Annotated in this window: 18 protein-coding genes and 1 pseudogene; 12 read left to right on the top strand and 7 right to left on the bottom strand. The window is 35.1% G+C overall.

Features of this window, described 5'->3' with window-relative positions; all coding sequences use genetic code 11:
* Positions 1-6: 6 nt before the first annotated feature.
* The 4 genes from TDSAC_RS06515 to TDSAC_RS06500 are packed head-to-tail and all read right to left on the bottom strand — an operon-like array spanning position 7 to position 4,636.
* Positions 7-357, bottom strand: a complete 351-nt coding sequence (locus tag TDSAC_RS06515; protein WP_108309441.1) for a TSUP family transporter — start codon at positions 355-357, stop codon at positions 7-9.
* A complete protein-coding gene (locus TDSAC_RS06510) occupies positions 354-710 on the bottom strand; it encodes a sulfite exporter TauE/SafE family protein (protein ID WP_108309440.1) in 357 nt (118 codons plus the stop codon). The genes TDSAC_RS06515 and TDSAC_RS06510 overlap by 4 nt, the downstream gene beginning before the upstream one ends.
* 27 nt (positions 711-737) lie before the next feature.
* Positions 738-2,012: a bifunctional folylpolyglutamate synthase/dihydrofolate synthase gene (locus TDSAC_RS06505; RefSeq protein ID WP_108309439.1), complete on the bottom strand. Its 1,275-nt coding sequence runs from the start codon at positions 2,010-2,012 to the stop codon at positions 738-740.
* On the bottom strand, positions 2,009-4,636 hold the full coding sequence (locus TDSAC_RS06500; protein WP_108310349.1) for a valine--tRNA ligase: 2,628 nt from the start codon (positions 4,634-4,636) through the stop codon (positions 2,009-2,011). The genes TDSAC_RS06505 and TDSAC_RS06500 overlap by 4 nt, the downstream gene beginning before the upstream one ends.
* A gap of 376 nt (positions 4,637-5,012) precedes the next feature.
* Here TDSAC_RS06500 and TDSAC_RS06495 point away from each other — a divergent pair, with 376 nt between their 5' ends.
* From TDSAC_RS06495 to TDSAC_RS06460, 8 genes are all read left to right on the top strand, one after another.
* Positions 5,013-7,043 (top strand): CoB--CoM heterodisulfide reductase iron-sulfur subunit A family protein, encoded by a 2,031-nt coding sequence (locus TDSAC_RS06495; RefSeq protein ID WP_108309438.1) that lies wholly within the window; start codon positions 5,013-5,015, stop codon positions 7,041-7,043.
* Between the two features lie 21 nt (positions 7,044-7,064).
* The gene (locus TDSAC_RS06490; RefSeq protein WP_108309437.1) at positions 7,065-7,343 is read left to right on the top strand and encodes a 4Fe-4S binding protein; all 279 of its coding nucleotides are present in this window, start codon (positions 7,065-7,067) and stop codon (positions 7,341-7,343) included.
* A gap of 14 nt (positions 7,344-7,357) precedes the next feature.
* Complete coding sequence (locus TDSAC_RS06485) at positions 7,358-7,924, top strand: 4Fe-4S dicluster domain-containing protein (RefSeq protein WP_108309436.1); 567 nt, start codon at positions 7,358-7,360, stop codon at positions 7,922-7,924.
* Between the two features lie 3 nt (positions 7,925-7,927).
* On the top strand, positions 7,928-8,821 hold the full coding sequence (locus tag TDSAC_RS06480) for a CoB--CoM heterodisulfide reductase iron-sulfur subunit B family protein (RefSeq protein ID WP_108309435.1): 894 nt from the start codon (positions 7,928-7,930) through the stop codon (positions 8,819-8,821).
* Between the two features lie 22 nt (positions 8,822-8,843).
* A complete protein-coding gene (locus TDSAC_RS06475; protein WP_108309434.1) occupies positions 8,844-9,260 on the top strand; it encodes a hydrogenase iron-sulfur subunit in 417 nt (138 codons plus the stop codon).
* Complete coding sequence (locus TDSAC_RS06470) at positions 9,260-10,228, top strand: NADH-quinone oxidoreductase subunit B family protein (RefSeq protein ID WP_108309433.1); 969 nt, start codon at positions 9,260-9,262, stop codon at positions 10,226-10,228. The genes TDSAC_RS06475 and TDSAC_RS06470 overlap by 1 nt, the downstream gene beginning before the upstream one ends.
* A gap of 161 nt (positions 10,229-10,389) precedes the next feature.
* Positions 10,390-11,853 carry a Ni/Fe hydrogenase subunit alpha gene (locus tag TDSAC_RS06465; protein WP_108310347.1) on the top strand — a complete coding sequence of 488 codons (1,464 nt, stop codon included), beginning with the start codon at positions 10,390-10,392 and terminating at the stop codon, positions 11,851-11,853.
* A 24-nt stretch (positions 11,854-11,877) separates the two neighbouring features.
* Complete coding sequence (locus tag TDSAC_RS06460) at positions 11,878-12,369, top strand: hydrogenase maturation protease (RefSeq protein ID WP_199919737.1); 492 nt, start codon at positions 11,878-11,880, stop codon at positions 12,367-12,369.
* A 231-nt stretch (positions 12,370-12,600) separates the two neighbouring features.
* On the opposite strand, the pseudogene TDSAC_RS06455 reads toward TDSAC_RS06460, so the two are convergent.
* Together TDSAC_RS06455 and TDSAC_RS06450 are read right to left on the bottom strand one after the other, a co-directional pair.
* Positions 12,601-12,868 (bottom strand): annotated as a pseudogene (locus tag TDSAC_RS06455) (transposase); the annotation flags it as partial.
* Between the two features lie 148 nt (positions 12,869-13,016).
* Positions 13,017-13,217: a transposase gene (locus TDSAC_RS06450; RefSeq protein WP_108309414.1), complete on the bottom strand. Its 201-nt coding sequence runs from the start codon at positions 13,215-13,217 to the stop codon at positions 13,017-13,019.
* 189 nt (positions 13,218-13,406) lie between these two features.
* On the opposite strand from TDSAC_RS06450, the gene TDSAC_RS06445 reads away from it, so the two are divergent.
* Together TDSAC_RS06445 and TDSAC_RS06440 are read left to right on the top strand one after the other, a co-directional pair.
* The gene (locus TDSAC_RS06445) at positions 13,407-14,327 is read left to right on the top strand and encodes a respiratory nitrate reductase subunit gamma (RefSeq protein WP_108309431.1); all 921 of its coding nucleotides are present in this window, start codon (positions 13,407-13,409) and stop codon (positions 14,325-14,327) included.
* Positions 14,302-15,921, top strand: coding sequence for a (Fe-S)-binding protein (locus tag TDSAC_RS06440; RefSeq protein WP_108309430.1), 1,620 nt, complete (start codon positions 14,302-14,304; stop codon positions 15,919-15,921). The genes TDSAC_RS06445 and TDSAC_RS06440 overlap by 26 nt, the downstream gene beginning before the upstream one ends.
* Before the next feature lie 27 nt (positions 15,922-15,948).
* Here TDSAC_RS06440 and TDSAC_RS06435 read toward each other — a convergent pair whose 3' ends face one another.
* Positions 15,949-16,578, bottom strand: coding sequence for an NAD(P)/FAD-dependent oxidoreductase (locus TDSAC_RS06435; RefSeq protein ID WP_108309429.1), 630 nt, complete (start codon positions 16,576-16,578; stop codon positions 15,949-15,951).
* Positions 16,579-16,710: 132 nt separating this feature from the next.
* Here TDSAC_RS06435 and TDSAC_RS06430 point away from each other — a divergent pair, with 132 nt between their 5' ends.
* Both TDSAC_RS06430 and TDSAC_RS06425 read left to right on the top strand, forming a co-directional pair.
* Positions 16,711-17,037 carry a TusE/DsrC/DsvC family sulfur relay protein gene (locus TDSAC_RS06430; RefSeq protein WP_108309428.1) on the top strand — a complete coding sequence of 109 codons (327 nt, stop codon included), beginning with the start codon at positions 16,711-16,713 and terminating at the stop codon, positions 17,035-17,037.
* On the top strand, positions 17,027-18,154 hold the full coding sequence (locus tag TDSAC_RS06425; RefSeq protein WP_199919735.1) for a type IV pilus twitching motility protein PilT: 1,128 nt from the start codon (positions 17,027-17,029) through the stop codon (positions 18,152-18,154). Before TDSAC_RS06430 ends, TDSAC_RS06425 begins: the two co-directional genes overlap by 11 nt.
* The last annotated feature ends 11 nt before the right edge of the window (positions 18,155-18,165 follow it).

Here is an 18,165-nt window from a genome sequence, read left to right as displayed (position 1 = left end):
CTAACGTTACTTCAATATCATTCTTAAAGCAAAATAAAATAAAACTAAGGAAAATATCATTTTTAAAGCGTTTATAGGTATATACGGTATAATACTACTTGTAATAGACGCGCCTAGTATGGCACCCAATCCTATCAATATTGCGTCTTTTTTTAATCCACCTTTCTTAAAGTGTACCCATGCTCCCATCAAACTTATTGGTACTATTGCAGCTAGAGATATTCCTTGTGCCATACCTTGGGGCACAGACATAAATAATACCATTGCAGGTATCATCACTAGTCCACCGCCAACTCCCATCATGCCGCTAACAACACCTGTAAAAAGCCCTACAACAAGAAATAAAATAATGTTCACTTTAATACCATCCTTATACACATTAACAAAAGAAAAACTCCAAATGTTTTTCTAAGCCATTTGTTTGAAAATTTGTACATTGCTCTTGATCCGATTTGAGCACCTATAATGCCTCCCAAAGCTAAATAAATGCTGGCTGTAAAACTGTTTAAGCCATTTACATTATATATAAGTGCGCCTACAATGGCTGCAGGAATAATTGCACCGAGCGATGTGGCATGCGCCTCTTTTTGAGAGTATCCGGCATAGTTTGTTAAAAGAGGGACAAATACTAAACCACCACCAATTCCTAGTAATCCTGAAGCCAAACCGCCCAATATTCCAAAAGTTATAAACTTCAACTTGTCTTTCATTTTTTATACTCCCCCTTTAGTTGATAGTTAAGCTAATAATTGGAAATCTTTGTTTTGCTTTAAAGTTTTTAAGATCTCACCTATTAAGTAAAGTGAGCCACAGACTACTATATTTTCAAAGGGATAACGTTTTAAAATGAACGTTTTTGCTTTTTCGATATCCATATAGGTAAAATTGAGGTTACTGAAGACCTTTTTGTAATCTCCTAAAGTCATTGTTCTGTTTGATGGTACCTGAGTAAATATTATTTCTTTTGAAAATAAAATGATTTTATCTATCATATTTTCTGCATCCTTATCTTTTAAAATTCCTATTATAAAAACTGCTTTTTCATATTTCAAAATTTTTTCTAGTGATTGGCTTAGAGCTTTAAAACCAGATGGATTGTGAGATCCGTCAAGTAATAATAAAGGATTTTCTTTAATTACTTGAAATCTTCCTGGCCATTTAGTTTTTTCTATCGCCCTTTGAAACTTTTGATGTTCAAATCTTACATTAAGAAAGTCTCTTAAGAAGATATAAGAAGTGACAAGAGCTGTTTTCATATTCTCTATCTGATAATCAGCTGTGAGGGATGGAGTTATATAATCTGTTTCAAACTCATTAAAAATAAACTTCACTTTGTTAAATTTAAATTCTGTTTTTACTTCATCATCTGATAAAATTGGGTTTGAACCAATCAGATCAATATCTTCGAGTATTATGTTAAGAGTTTCATTAGTTTGTTTTGCTATAACTAATCGTTTATCCTTTCTAGAAATTTTTGTCTTTTCTTTTACTATTTCTTCTATTGTATTCCCAAGAAAATTTTTGTGATCAACATCTATTCTAGTTAATACGCTGATATCAGGTTCTATGGCATTTGTAGCGTCAAGCCTTCCGCCTAAGCCCACTTCAAGAATACAAACGTCAACTGATAGTTTTTTGAACAAGTAAAGGGATAATATTGTAAGAACTTCAAATTCAGTTAAGTTTAAGCCTTTAATTTTGTCTTTTATTTCACTGAGTCCTTCGATTAAGACATAATAGGGGAGGTTATCTAAGTTTATATTAAATCTCTCGTTGTATTCAATTAAATGTGGAGAGGTAAAGAGCCCTGTTCTTATACCATGTTCTACTAATATGTGTTGAATAAACTTTACTGTTGAACCTTTACCATTTGTTCCCCCGACTAGAATTATTTTATATGGCAATCTATTTAGTTCCAGTATTTCAAGGGCATTTTTGACTCTTTCAAGACCAAAATTCCAGTGTTCTACTGAAATTGTTTTGATTAAATTAATAAATTTTTTTTCGCTCATTTTAAGAAACTTAATTTTCTTTCAAGGATTTCAATTGATTTTTTTTGGTTATCTAGTTTTTCTCTTTCAGATTCTATTATTTCTTTAGGAGCTGAATTTAAAAATTTTGGATCATTAAGTCTTTGTTTTGAAATTTCAGATTCTTTTAGCAGCTTTTGAAGAGTTTTTTCTATTAATTCTCTGCTTCTTTCTAGTTCTCCTTTTTCTAAATATAATAAGACAGTAATAGAGGTGTTTCTTTCTATAGCATAGCCTTTTAAATCCTTTGGCATCTCCAATGCGATTTTAGGATTTTTGGATTTTGTAAGAAAACAAAACTTCTCTATTTCAGAAATAAATCGGTCTTTAATATTCTCTGGCATAATTAAAATAGGCTCAGTTATATGATCTGGCGCAACCTTATATTCACTTCTTAATTTTCTTGTACATTTTGTGGCTTCAATAAGAGCACCCATATTCTTAAGTTTTTTTAAATTTAGCGAATAATCAAACCCTTTCAAAGTTTCAAAGGTTATAGAACCTTTGTTTTCTGGTAATCTTTTATATAGATCTTCAGTAATAAATGGCATAAAAGGGTGTAGCATAATTAAAGATTGTTTAAAGACACAAAATAAAACTTTTATAGCTAGTGTGCTTTTGAAATTATTTTTTATTCTAAACTTGGTAAGTTCAATATACCAATCGCAAAATTCATCCCATATAAAATTATAAACTTCTGTAGAAGCTGCTGAGAAATTGTATTCGTCTAGTTTTAGGCATAAATCTTTTATAACTGAGATAGATCTTGAAAGTATCCAGATATCTTCAGGTTCCATAACATTAATATCTTCGCTAGAAATATTATAGTTAGTGAAGTATTCTTCATATCCTAAGACGAATCTTGCTGTATTCCAAAGTTTATTGGCAAAGTTACGTGCTCCCTTAACCTTTTCTTTAGACATCTTTATGTCCTGGCCAGATGGGTTTGAAAGGCTGGCTAAAGAAAATCTTAGTGCATCTGCACCTGACTCTTCAATGATGTCCATCGGATCAATAACGTTTCCAACAGATTTGCTCATTTTTCTCCCTTGAGAATCTCTTATTAAGCCGTGAATTATTACATTTTTAAAAGGTTCCTTGCCTGTTAGAGTGAGACTCATCATAATCATTCTTGCAACCCAGAAGTATATTATGTCAAAACCAGTAACAAGTACACTCGTTGGAAAGAACTTTTTTAATTCTGGAGTATTTTCTGGCCAGCCCATTGTAGAAAAAGGCCATAGTGAAGAGGAAAACCATGTATCCAATACGTCTTCATCCTGTCTTAAATTGCTTGAATTACATTTTGGGCATCTTTTTGGTTCATCTTCAGAAACAATAATCTCATTACAGTTATTACAATACCAGGCAGGTATTCTGTGACCCCACCAAATCTGCCTTGATATACACCAATCTTTTATGTTTTCCAGCCAATCAAAGTATATTTTTTCCCATCGTTCTGGGAAAAACTGGATAGTGTCACTCTTTACGGCATCTATTGCTCTTTTTGCAAGTGGAGTGCTTCTTACAAACCACTGCTCAGATACATACGGTTCGATTACAGTTTTGCACCTATAGCAATGACCAACTGCGTGTTTTAAATTTTTGACCCTTTCTAGAGATCCAATTTCCCTAAGAATTTCTACAGATCTTTTTCTTGCAATCTCTCGATCTAAACCACTTAGTTCTCCAGCAATTTCGGTCATTTTTCCATTAGAATCGATAGCTATTAGTACTTTAAGGTTATGATCTAAACCAATTTCAAAGTCTGTAGGATCGTGTCCAGGTGTTATTTTTAAGGCACCTGTGCCAAAGTCTGTTTCTACTCTTTCATCAGTGATAATTTCCACCACTCTTTCAGTCATTGGAACAATTACCTTTTTACCAACTAGGGATTTATATCTTTCATCCCTTGGATTTACAGCTACTGCTGTATCTGCAAATATAGTTTCAGGCCTCGTTGTTGCTATTGTAATGAATTGGTCTGGATTTTCAAGGAACCTATATTTCACAAAATATAACTTGTCCTCTTTCTCTTCATGTTCTACTTCTAGATCAGCTAGAGCTGTAGAACATCTAGGACACCAGTTTATTATTCTCGTACCTTTATATATTAATCCCATGTTATAGAGTGTTACAAAAGCTTTTTTTACAGCTTTGGAAAGTACTTCATCCATTGTAAATCTTTCTCTATCCCAATCACACGAAGCGCCCAAAGACTTTAATTGGTTAATAATTCTTTGTCCGTATTGTTCTTTCCATTCCCAAACCTTTTCTACAAATTTTTCTCTACCAAGTTGATGTCTGGTAATGCCCTTTTTTTGTAACATCTTTTCAACAACGTTTTGTGTGGCTATACCTGCATGATCGGTTCCGGGTAACCATAATACTTCGTATCCCATCAATCTCTTATATCTGCAAATTATGTCTTGAAGCGTATCATCAAGGGCATGTCCTAAATGAAGAGACCCTGTTACATTTGGTGGGGGTATTACTATAGAAAAGGCTTCTTTATTGGAATTCACATCAGCATGATAAATATGATTTTCGAGCCAAAAATTTAATATCTTTTTCTCTGTATTGTTGTGTTGGTATGTTTTATCCATAAAAATCTTTACTCCCTCTCTATTAGTTTTCCTTAATTTTAAATAATTTACAATGGTTTGTAAAATTTTAAAAAAATTTACCAACGAACACCCAAAATTTCATTATAAAAATGATGGCTTATTTTAATAATAAGCCTTGTTTATTAATGTATAAGCAAAATTACGTTATTAGTTAAATTTATAAACTTTTTAATCTAACTATATTGATTTAATGGCTTTATATTAAGCTGTTTTAATAATTACATTATTTTTTTAAAGAAAATTTAATAATTATATTTTTATTTTTAATTATTTAAATCACAATTGACACTAGTATATCAGTAGTTTAAACTTAATTTTAGGATGGTTTTTATAAATTCTCTAAGGAGGGATGAGTATGAGTGCTAGCGGGGAAGATGCTCTTAAAATTGGTGTCTACGTATGTCATTGTGGCGAGAATATCGCAGGTGCGGTAGACGTCGAAGCGGTCAGAAAATTTGCTGAATCTTTACCCAATGTTGCTATTGCAAGAGATTATATGTTTATGTGTTCTGACCCAGGGCAGGAGTTAATTAAAGAAGACATTAGAAACGGGGTTGTAAACAGAGTTGTCGTTGCTGCGTGTACGCCCAGAACTCACGAACCAATCTTTAGAAAAGCTGTATCAGATGCGGGTTTAAACAAGTATTTCTTTGAAATGGCTAACATTAGAGATCAAGATAGCTGGGCACACTGGCATGATAAGGCTGGAGCTACAGAGAAGGCAAAAAAATTGGTTGCAAGTGCTGTTGCCAAAGTAAGGTTGGCTGAACCTCTAGAAGACTCTTATGTCGATGTTACAAAAGCTACCCTCGTGATTGGGGCGGGTGTATCAGGAATTTTTGCTGCTCTTGATATTGCCAATATGGGCTATAAGGTTTATTTACTTGACAGACAGCCTTCAATTGGCGGGAACATGGCAAAGCTTGATAAAACCTTTCCTACAAATGATTGTTCAGCATGTATTTTAACACCAATAATGGTTTCTGCTGGAACGCACCCAAATATTGAGCTTTTGACCTATTCAGAAGTAGAATCGATAGATGGTTCTATTGGAAATTTCAAGGTTCTTGTGCGTAAAAAGCAGACTTATATTGATTGGGATAAATGCACCGGTTGTGGTGCTTGTGTAGAAGCTTGTCCGGGCAAAGTTGATAATGAGTTTAATGAAAACATGGACAAGAGAAAGGCTGTATATATTGAATTTCCTCAGGCAGTGCCTAAAAAAGCAGTAGTAGACATAGATCATTGTTTAAACTGTGCTGGGAGAACTATTGGAACTCAACCAAAACCCCATCCAAAGACAGGGGAGCCAATTTTGTCTCCCTGTGAAAAGGCATGCCCAACAGGTGCATGTGATAGATCTATACCATGGGATCCTAAAGGTCAATTGATCGAAATAAAAGTAGGTACAATAATTGCAGCGACTGGATTTAAGGCTATGGATAAAACTCCATTCAAAGAGTATTCTCCTCAATCACCAAATGTTCTTACTTCTTTGCAGTTTGAGAGAATACTTTCTGCTACTGGTCCCACGGAAGGTGAACTTCTTAGGCCTTCTGACAATCAACATCCTAAGACGGTTGCTTTTATTTCATGTGTGGGCAGTAGAGATAAAAATTATCATCGCTATTGTTCCAAAGTTTGTTGTATGTATATGTTGAAGGAAGCGAGGTTAATCAAAGAGAAATACCCAGATATTAACGTTTATATATTCTTTATTGACGTACGTACTGCAGGTAAGGATTTTGAAGAATATTATACTTACTGCAGAGAGCTAGGTATCAGAGTGATAAGAGGTCGTGTGGGAGGTGTAGATGAATTACCGGGCGATCGTTTGCGCGTACGTGCATATGACGTAGATATGGGAGCTCCTGTAGAATTAGAATCTGATATGGTTATTCTTGCTACTGCAATAGAGCCTCCGCCTGGGATTGAAGAGCTTGGAAGGAAGCTTGGAATACAATGTGGTGGAGAAGGTTTTTTGAAAGAATTACATACCAAGCTTTATCCTGTAGAGACCTCAGTCAAAGGTATTTACATTGCTGGTTGTGCTCAAGGACCAAAAGATATTCCAGAAAGCGTATCTCAAGCTAGGGCAGCAGCAGCAGCAGCGGCAGTACCGTTGACAACGGGCAGAGTTGTAGTAGAACCTCTAATTTCTGAGGTGAATGCAGATAAGTGTAGTGGGTGTGGTATATGCTTACCACTTTGTCCATATTCTGCTATTAGCTGGAAGGAATATGGTGATAAGAAGAGGGCACACATAGATCCAGCTCTTTGCACAGGATGTGGAGTATGTGCTTCAGCATGTCCTTCTAGAGCAATAACTTTACATGGTTTTACCACCGAGCAGATTGAGTCACAAATAGAGGCCCTTACTTTTTAAAAAATGAGGAGGTGAACGGTAATGGCAGTAACTGAGATCCCTAAAATTACAGATAACGTTGAAGCTTTAGTCTCAGAAATTGATCTTGATAAGTGTAGTGGATGCGGCGTTTGCTTGCCATTATGTTCCTACTCTGCTATTGGTTGGATAGAATACAAGGGCAAGAAGAGGGCACACATAGATCCAGCTCTCTGTACAGGATGTGGGGTATGTGTGGCTGCGTGTCCTTCTAGAGCAATAATTTTAGAAGGCTTTACTACTGAAGAAATTGAATCTCAAATAGAGAATTTGACTTTTTAAGGAGGTGAACGTTAGTGGCTGAAGTAATAGAAGTTCTTAATATTTCAGAGGGTGAGCCAGGTTTTTCTGATGAGATAATGAAACTTGGAGCAGAGGAATTGTTGGATTGTATCCAGTGTGCCAAATGTGCTGCTGCGTGTCCGATGGTTCTTGCAGGTTTTGAATTTTTCAATAAGCGTATTATTCAGTCAATTCTAATAGGTCAAAAGGAGATTTTGCTTGATGATAGTTCTATCTGGGCTTGTCAGGCATGTAATAGATGTACTGAGGTGTGCCCACGAAAGGTAGAGCCTTTTGGTGTGGTTATGGCAATGAGGCGTTCTGCAATTAGAGAGTTTGCGTTGCCAACTCTTGCAGTAGAAGGTTTGAAATCATTATATGATGTAGGCCACGCCGTATACTTTTCTAATGCAGGTGAAATTAGAAAGAAAATAGGTTTGCCGGAAAAGCCTCCTACAACGGCAAGTAATGAACAAGCTCTAAAAGAGCTAAGAATTCTAATGAACAAGTCAGCACTGTCTTCGTTGGGAATTATCCCAATGGACTCAGGGTTATCCGATGTCACTTGTTGTGAGGTGTAGCCGATGAAAGTAGGATTTTTTATAGGATGTAATACTGCATTTAATAGACCAGATCTGGAAAAGGCATTTCGTTTCGTATTTGACGCGCTTGGTATTGAAATTGACGATTTAGAGGGTCAATCTTGTTGCCCAAGTTGGGGGACGATGCCTTCTGTTGACGAAGCCGGGTGGTGTGCATTAGGAGCGCGTAACTTTATAATATCTGAAGAAAAGAACGTTGATATGGTTACAGTTTGTGGAAGTTGCTATGGGAGTTTGTCAGAGAGTAAATATAAAATGGAAAAGAAACCAGAACTAAGAGAAAAGGTAAACGAGATGCTTAAAGCTATTGGCAAAGAATATAAGGGAACGACGAGGATTAGACTTGCGACTAACTTTTTGTACAACGAAGTAGGTATTGAAAAAATTAAAAATTCATTGAAATATACTTTGGAAGGTGTAACTATTGGCGTTCAACCAGGATGTCATTCACTGTGGCCAAGTGAAGTTTATCAGGAAGGAGAAAAAGATCCATTTCATCCAGTTATGTTGAGGGAGTTGTGTGAAGCCCTTGGAGCATCTGCTCCTTATTATAGTCGTATTGTAGATTGTTGTGGGATGGGTGGAATGCGATCTACGAACGTTGAGGCTTCATATAAATTGGTAAAAACAAAGCTTGATTCAATGAAAGATGAAATAAAAGCAGATCTTTTGGTTACAGGATGTAGCTCTTGTCTTATCCAATTCGATACTGCTCAGGCTCCTATGAAAAGGGAAAATAAGATTAATTATGAGATTCCTTCTGTTCATTATGTACAGTTGTTAGCTCTTTGTTTGGGGGCAGATCCACAGCAAGTTGTAGGACTTAGTACAACGGATCTGAGTGGAATATTAGGAAAGCTAAAGAAGATAAACTAGTATTATGGAGGTTCAATAAATTATGAGCGAATGGACGCCTAACTTAATAGTTTTTGCGTGTAACTGGTGTACTTATCAGGGGGCTGATCTTGCAGGGAGCTTGCGATATGATTATCCAGCAAATATAAAGATAATTCGAGTCCCTTGTAGCGGTAGAGTAGAGCCTGAATTTGTAGTTGAGGCTTTTAAGAGAGGGGCTGATGGAGTCTTTATTGGAGGATGTCACCCAGGAGATTGCCATTATAAAGAAGGAAACTATAAGGCTATAAGAAGATTCGATCTATTAAAACGGATCCTTATTGATATGGGGATAGAAAAGGAAAGATTTCAATTAGAGTGGATTTCTGGTTCTGAAGGGAAGAGATTTGCTGAGGCTATGACCACTTTTGAAAAGAACATTAGAGAATTAGGACCCTGCAGAGTAAAGGAGGGAGTATAATGGCAGACAAAAAACTTAGATTGGCTGTTTTAATGGCGGGGGCCTGCGGCGGTTGTGATATGGCTATAGTTGATATTTCGGAGACCCTTGTAGATGTACTACCCTCTCTAGAAGTAGTGTTTTGGGCGCCTACAGTTGCTGATGTGAAATACAAAGACTTAGAGGCTATGCCCGATAAATCAGTTGATGTTGGACTTATTTCTGGAATGATTCGCTTAGACGAACATGAACATATGTCTAAGGTTATGAGGGCAAAGTGTAACGTAGTAGTTGCTTATGGAGCGTGCGCCGCTATGGGTGGTATTCCCGGTATGGCGAATATGCATACAAAAGAAGACATATTCCAGACTGCGTACTTTGATACGTTTAGCACTGATAATCCGGATGGCATAACACCTCAACCTCATTATCTTATGGACGGAAAGTATGATCTTACACTGCCTGAATTTTATCCTTATGTGAGACCTATTCAATCAGTAATTGATGTTGACTATTTTATCGGAGGGTGTCCGCCTCACCATTCTGTGGTACTAAACGCTCTTGTAGCTATTTTGAAAGGAGAATTGCCTCCTAAGGGTTCATGGATAACAAATGGTAAGGCTGTATGTGATGTGTGTCCAAGAAACCCACGAAATACAGATGAGAAGAGAGAACTGGTAAAAGAAGTGAGAAGGACAATAGAAGGAGATCCAGATGAAAACAAGTGTTTGCTTCAACAGGGTTATATGTGTCTAGGACCTATTACTCAGGGAGACTGTGGGGCTCTTTGTACCAAGGTAAATATCCCGTGTGCGGGTTGCGGCGGACCAATACCTGGAGTAAAAGATTTCGGACTAAGAGCAATAAGCGCTATAGCATCAATACTTGATAATGAAGAGTTAGTAGAACAAATACCTAGTCCTGTAAAATTGTTCTATCGGTATTCGCTTCCTTCATCTATGCTGGGTAAAAAAGTGAAAAAGGCATAGAGATGATATTTATTAATGACAGGGTTTACCCCATAGCTTTCTTAATAAGGGAAGTAAAAACTTATATTCTCGTACCTAAGGGGGGAGAATAAGTGGATTTTTCGAGAATCTTAAACCTTTTCCACGGTGGACAGAAAAGTAAAGAAGGAGTGAGAAGTGATATGGCTTTAACAAAGATTGAAATTAATCCTATGACTCGTCTTGAAGGACACGGCAAAATAAGTATATTCTTGGACGAGAAGGGAAATGTAGATAACGCTTTTTTTCAGGTGGTTGAGCTGAGGGGATATGAGCGTTTCGTGCAAGGTATGCCTATAGAGGAAGTTCCACGAACAGTTTCAACTATTTGTGGAGTATGTCGTGCGGTACACTTCACTGCTTCTATGAAGGCATCTGATGGAGTTTATAATGTGGAACCTACTCCTACAGCCCGTAAGATAAGAGAGCTGTTCTTCAACGCGCATTATGTAGAAGATCATGCTGCGATATTATATGCTCTTGGTTTCCCTGATTTTGTAGTAGGGCCAACGGCTAATCCTGCCGAGAGAAACCTTATTGGTTTGGTTAACGCTGTTGGAGCTGAAACTGGAAAATTGGTTTTAAAGAAAAGATATGCAGCAGTTAAAATTTTGGAAATGTTGGGCGGCAAGCCTATACATCCAGTTGCAGCTCTTCCAGGTGGTTGGTCAAAAAGAGTTACTCAAGAAGAAAGAAAAGAGATAATGGCTTTGGCTGAAGAAATGGTAGAACTAGGGCAGCTAACTTTAAAAATCTTTGAAGATGTAGTTCTTAAAAATCCTGAGTATGTAAAATTGGTTACTGGGGATGTGTATAAAGTAGTTACCAATTATCTTGGTTCTGTAGATGAAAACGACAAAGTAGCCTTTTACGATGGTACACAAAAATTTGTAGATACAAATGGTAAAGAAATAGCAAGATTCAAAGGCAAAGAATATCTTAACTATATTTCTGAAAGAGTTCTACCATGGAGCTATCTGAAGATGCCTTATTTGAAACAGAAAGGTTGGAAGGGTGTAGTTGATGGTCCTGATACAAGCCTTTATAGTGTTGGTCCACTTCCAAGATTAAATGTAGCAAGTGGAATGCCTACTCCATTAGCTCAACAAGCATATGAGAAGATGTTTGACGTTTTTGGGCATAAACCGGTTCACAACATTATGGGTTATCACTGGGCAAGAGCTATAGAGCTTCTTTGTGCTGCGGAAAATATTCGTGAAATAGCAAAGGATGAATCTTTATGCAATCCAGATGTAAGGTCAAAGTTAGGGCCTGCATCAGAAGGAGTAGGAATAGTAGAAGCTCCGAGAGGTACGCTGATTCATCATTATATAACTGATGAAAAAGGTATTGTAGAAAAGGCTAATCTTATCGTAGCTACGACTCACAATAAAGGTCCCATAAATATAGCTGTAAAACGTGCTGCACAAAACTTTATAAAGAATGGAGTTGTAAATGAGGGACTGCTTAATATGGTAGAGTTAGCTTATAGACCATATGACCTTTGTCTTGCGTGTGCTACCCATGCTCTTCCTGGGCACGATCCTTTGCAGATAGACATATATGATTGTGATGGTAAACTTTATAAAACGCTTAAGAATTTTTAATAGATGATTGGGTAGGTAATTGTTTTGGATTTTGATAAAAGAAGTATTGAAAGAAAGGGTAAAACAGTAGTCTTAGGAATTGGAAATCCTGTGCTAACTGATGATTCAGTTGGGATTAAAGTGGCTAAAAAGTTAGAGGGTTTTGTAGATACGCATATCTTGATGACCACTGATTTTGATGTATTGGATGCTCTTTATGGGTATGAAAGAGCAATAATTGTTGATGGTATTCGTTTAGGGAACGTTCCTGGCACCATAAAGGAGATGTCCCCCGAAGATTTGTTGCATACCCTTACATATTCTGGATCTCATAATATATCTTTATCATCAACTTTAAAGATTGGAATGGAAATTCTAGGTAATGATATGCCAAAAGATATAAAGATTTTTACCATAGAGCTTCTTGATAGTGAAACATTTGGAACAGATTGTACTCCAATGGTGCAAAAGGCAATTGATGTGGTAGTAGAAAGAATTATAAACTTACTTAATAATTCTGAAAAGTGTAAAGTTTAAAAAATTAACTCAATTTTAAATTAAACTGGTGCTATGCTATAAGAAATTCAAGGGTATAGTACCAGTTTATATTTTTAAAAGACATGCTTTAATTTTCAACTTAATTAATCAACTTTTAGTTTACCAGATATAGTCCAAACTTAAAAATTAAAGTTAAATGTTCAGACTGAATTTTCAGTAAAATATGAAAATAATAATTTTTTTAGATCAAGTACAATTTTTTCTGTAAATTCATCCTCTGACAAAATCAATTACAGTTAACCACAATTCATCTTGCTCCATTAATAGTACTCCTATTAGTCTCATTGCTGATTCCCTGTTTGGAAATATACGTATTACTCTTTCTCTACGTCGAATTTCTTCATTTAATCGTTCGATACTATTTGTAGTACGTAGCTTTTTTCTATAAATGTTTTGCAAGTATCATAATACTTGCAGCATCATCAAATCCCTGTTCTAATATATCCATAGGCTTTATTTGCAGTTTTTGAAAAAGGTCTTAATTGTTGTATCTTAATTGTTGTATTTAAAAGTCTTCTATTTGACTCACTGTTTCCAATTTCTATTCCAAGTATTTCCATATATCCCTTGGCATTTATCCGTGTTGCAATTAATGCGCTGCATGATCTTACTTTAAAATCTTCTTATTACCATCTTGTTTTATAACCATTTCTGTATGCCTTTCTATCCTCTGTATGCTCATAGAGTTCAGCATTAACTTGCTCTGTTCTTTGCTGTTCAAGAATCTGGTTTAATATTTGTTCTAATAACATTTTTATGCCTTTGTCATTACTTGAAAAAAGGTAGTGCAAAATTTCCTTATCTAAGGTAATATTATATTTGGTCATCGTCCACCTCCGATAGTTTTGGTTTAGCTAACCCTATACTCTATTAGAGGATGATGACCTTTTATATTTCTTTATTGATAATCATTTCCCTTTTACAGGAAATTATGTACGTTACTTTTTTTAATAATACAGTGAATTTATGTGATAAAATAATTTTCTATATACATCATTTCAAATAAGGAGATAAAATTGGGACAATTTATGATCTATTTTGCATGGTTTTCTGTAATATGTTTTTTTCTTGGATCTTTTATTAAATTATTAAAAGTTAACAATATGCCTTTACATCTAAGAGTAGAGTTATATCCAGTAGCCCATGATCCAAAGTATAGTTATGGTGGTAGTTATATGGAAGATGCAAACTACGTGGAAGAAGTAAAAAAAGGACTAAAACATATCTGGACAAACGATATAATCGAAATCCTTAGAGAAGTCCTTTTCTTGAAAAGAGTAAAAGAATACAATATTTATGGTCTTTGGTTTCCGTCTTTACTTTTGCATTGGGGACTATATTTATTATTTGGATGGATTCTCTTATCAGTTTTTTCTGTTTTTTGGCCTTTTTATTTTTTGATACAACTATCGAGTATTTTTGGAATTGTAGCTGGAGCATTTGGATTATTGGGATCATTTATTTTGATTCTAAGAAGAATATTTTCACAGGAGCTGAGGATTTATACGACTCCTTTAGATTTTTTTAATCTTTTTCTGCTCCTTTTTTTGTTTTTGGCAACTTTCTCAACCTTTTTGTTTGATGCAAATCACGATATTTTAAAGTATCTTGGCTCAGTTATATCGTTTAAGCCTGTAAATATATCTAATTTTGTAATTGTTCAATTTTTCCTGTTTCAATTTTTCCTGTTTTATTTTCCGTTTTCAAAGTTTATGCATGCTCCAATAAAGTATTGGACATGGCATAGTATTATGTGGGATGATGCTCTTAATTTGAAAGGGGAAAAAATTGATTTAATTATTCAAGAGCAATTAAAATATAAGCAGTTCTGGTCTGCTTCTCATGCTATACCTGGCGCTTCATGGGCTGAGGTTGCTACCAATCTTAAAGTGGGAGAAAGGAGTAATAACAATGGCAATAAAAAGACCGCCATTTAACGATATTTCAAAAGATCTTAGTGAGCCCATGGCTCCTATTGAGATTGATGACTTAATAGATATTCTAGGTATAGATAAAAATGAAGAAACTCCACTTGAGCCACCTAGTGAAAAAATAAAGAACACCTACGATTGGTATTTGGATGGTCATGTAGCACTTAGTAATTTGTATCCACCTAAAACTAGAGAAGAAGAGAACGAAATTGTCAGAAAATTTTTAAGTGGGTTTGAGAAACTTTTGGACCCAAAAAATAACTGGACTATGTTGCAAATTTTAAAAACTGGTTTGGACTATTGTGTAAGATGCCAAACCTGTTCTGAGGCGTGTCATGTATTTATTGCTAGCGGAAGACAAGAAATTTATAGACCTACTTATCGAATAGAAATACTAAGGAGGATATATAAGAAATACTTTACACCTGAAGGAAAGCTTTTAGGATCTTTTGTGGGTGCCGATGTGGAACTTAATTGGAAGACTATATATAGATTAGCAGAATTAGCTCACAGATGTAATCTTTGTAGAAGGTGTGCACAAAGATGCCCTGTAGGTATAGATAATGGTTATCTTGCAAGAGAAATCAGAGTCCTTTTGAGTCAAGAATTGGGAATATCCCCAGTTGAAATACTGGAGAAGGGTTCGCGACTACAACTATCAGTTGGTTCTTCTACTGGACTTTCTCCGATGGCTCTGAGAGACTACCTGGAATTTATTGAGGAAGATACATATGAAAAGACTGGGATTAAAATTAAATTTCCCATCAATAAAAAGGGTGCTGACATATTACTGCTTCATAATGCTGGTGAATTCGTTTCCTGGCATGAAAATCCAGCCGCATTTGCTATATTATTTGATGCTGCTGGTATAAGCTGGACAATCTCTGATGAACCCGTTGGATATGATAATATTAACTATGGTCTTTGGAATGATGATATTGAGGCTGCGAGAGTAGTTTTAAGGCAAGCAAAGATTGGGAAAGATCTGGGTGTTAAAAGAATAGTTATTGGTGAATGTGGACACTCTACAAAAGCATTTTGTGTTATTGGAGACAGAATTCTTACAGGTGATCTTGCTAGTTCAGAAATTTCAAGAGAATCCTGTTTGCCTTTATTTTGGGAAATTTATAAGAGTGGTGCTATAAAATTTGATCCATCGAAGAATAATTTTCCAGTTACCCTTCATGATCCATGTAATATAGTAAGGAATATGGGAATAGTTATGCCTCAAAGGAATATATTAAACACTATTGCTCCAAGGTGGAGAGAAATGCATCCAAATGGTGTCTATAATTATTGCTGTGGTGGGGGATCTGGATTTGCTATTATGCAAGGTTTGAATTTTCCTCAATGGAGAAATAAAGTTTCATCAAGAATGAAGCTGAATCAAATTTTGAATGCTTTCAAGGATGAATTGAATCCTAATATACCAAAATATGTATGTGCTCCGTGTTCAAATTGTAAAGGTACAATCAGAGATATTTTTGCACATTATAACTGCAAGGATAAATTCAATCTTACTTACGGTGGGCTAGTTGAGCTGATGGTTAATGCTATGGTTGATCTTAAGAAGCCTTATATAACATGGGATGAATATTGATCTAAAATTTTATTTGGAGAATGTAGTTTATTCTGCACTCTCCATTTTTTCTTTAATAAACTCTAAGCCCAACCTTCTTAAAAATTTATGCATTCTTTCCTTTTCTTGTGCGTAAGCTTTATAAACGGCAAGTAATTTTCCTAGTGTATCCACTGTTTGATTTTCGTCTAAATTTGATGATATTACTTCACCTATACCACCATTTCTTCCAGCAAACCCTCCAATAGTTAAGGTATATCCAGTAGGATAACCCATTATTCCGATATCTCTTACTAAAGGTTCACTACACCCGTTTGGACACCCACTAATAGATATTTTTACTTTTGCGGGAGTAACCATTCCATAGTAATTTTCGTTTATTCTTTTCGATAAACTTCTAGCATTCTGTCTGGACATGGGACAATATGGTTTCGAAAGGCAAGTTTGGGCATAAAATACTTTGTTTTCCATGTGTGGTATTTGTAAAAAACCTGCCTCTTTTAATTTTTCTTTTGTTAAAGAATCTAGATTTGGTATAGTAATTGATGAATTACCAGACAAAATTACTTCAAAGCCCCTATTAGATAATTCTAAAAGCAATTTCAGTTGAAGATGGCTTAAAATTCCGTCTGGAGCATAAAAACTCATAGGAAATTTTTTTAGAGTTTCTAGATTCATAATTCTCTCCTTAAAGTTATTAAGTTATATCATTTTATTTTAAATTATTTAAAATTGTAAAAGTTGATCTAGATCAAAATTTTTAATCATCAGAATTTGTGATATAATAAAGGAAAATTATGGAGTGGTTAATTGAGAATATTTAAAGTTAATAAGAATGAATATTATGTAGATCAGGAAGGGAATTTATTAGATTACAATCTTTGGACAAAAGAATTTGCTGAAGCTGTAGCTAAAGAAAACAATATTGTGCTTAGAGATATTCATTGGAAAATTATTGATTACGTAAGAAAATATTATGAAGTTGACAAAGTTATGCCTCCAAAGAAGCAAATAAAAAAAGAGTTTGATTTAAGTGAAAGGGATATATCAGAGCTTTTTCCAATGCAGTATAAGGATGGATACCTTTATTTATTAAGCAAATTAGCTGGTTTACCGGTGCCTACAGGTGATATTTGATCCTTTATTTGCTCAGGTTTTTGATGAAGCCCTAAGGTTGGAAGCAAGCGATATTCATCTTAAGAGTGATTCGTATCCTATATTTAGAATTCATGGTAAACTTGGAAAAGTTTCTTATTTACCTTTTTTTAAAGATGAGGAACTAAGAAAAATAATATTACAGCTTTTAACACCAGAGCAGCAAAAGAGGATGTTTACAGAGCTTGGTCTTGATTTTGGTTTTACATACGAAAATAAATCTAGATGCCGTGCGAATATTTACTTTAATAGAGGAACAATAGGTATCGCATTAAGAATATTGCCTATGAATCCTTACTCATGGGAAGAACTTTCTTTACCCGATGTGATTGAAAAAATTAGAAATTTTAGACAGGGTTTGATTCTTGTAACAGGTCCAACAGGTTCTGGAAAATCTACTACTATGGCTTCAATGATTGACGATTTTAACAGCTTGAAAAGTGTGAATATTATAACCGTTGAAGATCCTATAGAGTATGTTTTCACTGATAAAAAATCAAACATTATTCAAAGAGAAGTTGGTGTGGATGTAAGAAGCTTCCCTGAGGCTTTGAGATATGCTCTTCGTGAAGATCCAGACATTATATTTATTGGTGAAATGAGAGATCAAGAAACCATTAATTCTGCCTTTCTAGCTGCTGAAACAGGTCATCTCGTGTTATCAACATTACACACAAATAATTCTTATTCTACTGTTGATAGAATTGTGAATACCTTTCCTGCAGAACAGCAGCATTTTGTAAGATTAAGACTATCTGAAACTCTAAAAGTTGTTATATCACAAACTCTTTTGCCTACTATTGATAAAAAGGGAAGAATTGTGGCTTGTGAAGTAATGGTTGTAACTCCACACATAAAAGATTTAATAGCTGAAGCAAGATTAGATGATATGTATATTGATATAAAAAATGGTCAATTCAATTCTATGAGTACTCTTAATCAAGCACTTTTTAAATTATTTCAAGAAGGAAAAATTAATAAGACTACTGCACTTAACGCTTCTTATAGGCCTAGTGAGCTTGAACAGATGTTGAGAGGAGTTTATAACAGCGCAGATGCATTTGGAGAAATTACGGACTCCCAAAAAGGAGGGGGATAACTAAGATTGTC

The sequence above is a fragment of the Thermodesulfobium acidiphilum genome, from assembly GCF_003057965.1.
Classification (GTDB): Bacteria; Thermodesulfobiota; Thermodesulfobiia; order Thermodesulfobiales; family Thermodesulfobiaceae; genus Thermodesulfobium; species Thermodesulfobium acidiphilum.
The sequence above is the reverse complement of the archived record's forward strand: the minus strand, read 5'-3'. Positions and strand labels throughout refer to the sequence as shown.